Genomic DNA, 2,668 nt, shown 5'->3' with positions numbered 1-2,668 from the left:
GCGGAAAAGGGCAGTTCTAGCGTGTTAAGTTGTGCTTCAAAATCATCTAGCGCTTCCTCCATGGTAAATGCTTTCCTAAAAACACTAGTGCCCACTATATCTGCGCGTCGTGTAGGAGATATGCCTTTTGGTATATCTCCTGTAGTTGGATCTATTTTTCCAGGATTAACACAATACTTTAAAAGTATGTCTTCGAAATCTTTTCTTAAGCCCTTAGGTACAGCAAATAGATCAGAACTCCTAATATTATGGCCAGATTGAGCCAATTTCCTAAACATCTCTAAAGCACATTCATGATCTACCGGTATAAGCTGTAGTACGCTCAATACAGGATCACATTTTCTATACTTATCATCGCCCCTTATGACTCCTTCGACTATTCCTTTATGGAATTCCTTTAGTACTTGCACGCACTCAGTGTGCATATTGCCAGATGCTAACCTTATAATGCTTTCCCCACTTGTGCCACACGTGCTATACACTAATGACGGATCGTATTCCAGAATAGCTCCAATCTTCCGATAGTTACCCGCAGTAGCTAGATCCACTACATATGCTTCTAACCTCCTTGCGAGCGCCATTCTTCCAAAATCTCTTCTTCTGATAACTTCGTCAACATGCGAGCTATTTTCATCTGCAAGATCAAGCAACTCTAAAATTTCTTTACGATCCTCAACCTGCTCCAGAACCTGAGTGATAATCGAGGTATTGTCTGGCAAAACTTCAGATATCTTCTTGCATACTTCCTCTAGTGCTTCAGGAGAAGCGTTGCGCAACACGTGTTTTAATTTATCCTTACTAATATCTTGTTCAAGTAGGGATAATGCTTCCTCTCTCCCCAGTGACTCCCCTGTGTGCTGAACCTCTTGAGCAAAAATCTTCTTATATGCAACATAAACTAATGTTGCCACCACAGCCGCGGCCAATGCAGCCCCAAGTGCAATAAGTAAAACAATACTTTCTGCTATAACTGCATAAGCTGCAATAGTACATATGGCCACACAAACTACGCATGCTATGGCTATCTTCATTTTTTTGTTGTACTCGCGACTTTGACTTTGTATACTTTCTAACTCACGATCAATTACAGAATCTCCCGGCATATATTATACAACCTCCATAATCACCTTTCAATGATCAAAATCCCTCTGATCTAGCAATATAGATCCTGCTGTAATCTTGCGTTATATATCTGATCTAAGAGAAGAATTTCGAAATATCAAATATTTCTCTGTATGAGAACGTATATTACAGTACATTAGTTATGATGTATACTGTTTTTATCGCGGAGGAGTTTTATATATCCTAACATTGTGCACAGTTTACCATATGCAAATGTAGTATACTATATGCTACACAGCACAGTACTGTGAGTTGCAATTTAGTTGAGGGGAACTTATACATACTCGTGGGTGTGGGCTAGTAGGTAGCCGCAGCCACCTACTACTTTCTAGAGCACTTTTTATGCGATACACACAGCAAGTCAGACTGCTTTTTTCCCACTTATTTGTTGCAACGACACACCTTCAGCTTTTGCTTCAACAAGAACATGAGCATTCTCCTTGTTATTATCACTGACCACGGAGACTTTTGCTTCCTCAACTGGTGCAGCACTAGAAGCTAGCGCGCTTTTTTCTATCTCCTTAACCACAGGATGTCCCTCAAGTGTATGCGCCTTTTTTTTCGATGATGAAGCGGTTTTTTTCGAAGAAGTATCCTCCTTACCATTAGCATCGCCAGTTCCAGTGCCAGTGACTGAAGCAAAATACTTTCTCCATGAAGCAAAGGTACCCTCTACTTCTTTTTTCTCACCTATACCACTGTCTTCGGTAAGGGACTTTTTCCTAAATAAAAAGAAGCTTCCAGTCAAAGGTGTAGTCTCTGTTTTAGTGTCTTTATCATCTGTACCACCCTCTGTACTAGGGGACTTTTTCTTTAACGAGAAAAAACTTCTATAGGACACAGCTTTTTCTCTCGCAATGTCTGTACTTTCCCCCGTAATCAAATGCTTGTTTTCCGGTGCAGAGTTTATAGAAGCTGGCGCAGAGCTTGTAGCAGCGGTTGTGGAGCTTGTGGAAGCCTCAGCATCTCTCGTCACGTCTCTGCTTTCAGAATCCGTTGCGGGTTCAGTGCTCTCCTCTGCTTCTTGTATAACAATAACGTCATCCCGAGCAGATTCACCCTCTCCAGCAGATTCGGCACTTGTTGTAGGTGCAGCTTCTGTTTCGCTCTCTTGCTCCAGAGTAGATAAATCCAATCCGGACCATTCTTCACCCATTTGAGCTCGAAAATCTCTGCGTTTTACCGCTTTTAAGTATTGTGATCCATTAATGACACTACTGGACGTTTCTGAAAATATGCTATTCAGCCCGAGGTAAGCCCTAAAACTTTTTTCACGCGCACTTTTCATATCATCAGCTACCTTTCTCTTTCTTTCCGCTATCCCAAAAAAATTGCTTGCTGAAGACAGTTGATCAACGGCGGCGTTCCAAGGGCCCTCAAATGTTTCTGCAAGTTTTATCTGATCAAGCATAAGATCTTGAGAAATTGAGTCTCTAAACTCAATTGCGCCGCCAAAGTTCGCTTCCCTTGCGCTCAAGGATTTCTCCACATTATCCATCTTCTCCCAGATACCATCCAACTCCCCCTTCATATCTCCAATGTCATC

2 protein-coding genes are annotated in these 2,668 nt (G+C 41.7%); both read right to left on the bottom strand.

Features of this window, described 5'->3' with window-relative positions:
- Positions 1-1,103, bottom strand: a 1,103-nt coding sequence (locus R4I06_RS04610; protein ID WP_334414414.1) for a hypothetical protein, incomplete at its 3' end; no start/stop codon positions are given.
- 380 nt (positions 1,104-1,483) lie between these two features.
- A partial coding sequence (locus tag R4I06_RS04605) for a hypothetical protein (RefSeq protein WP_334414413.1) occupies positions 1,484-2,668 on the bottom strand: 1,185 nt, incomplete at its 5' end.

The organism is Anaplasma bovis (assembly GCF_036903315.1).
Taxonomy (GTDB): Bacteria; Pseudomonadota; Alphaproteobacteria; order Rickettsiales; family Anaplasmataceae; genus Anaplasma; species Anaplasma bovis.
The sequence above is the reverse complement of the archived record's forward strand: the minus strand, read 5'-3'. Positions and strand labels throughout refer to the sequence as shown.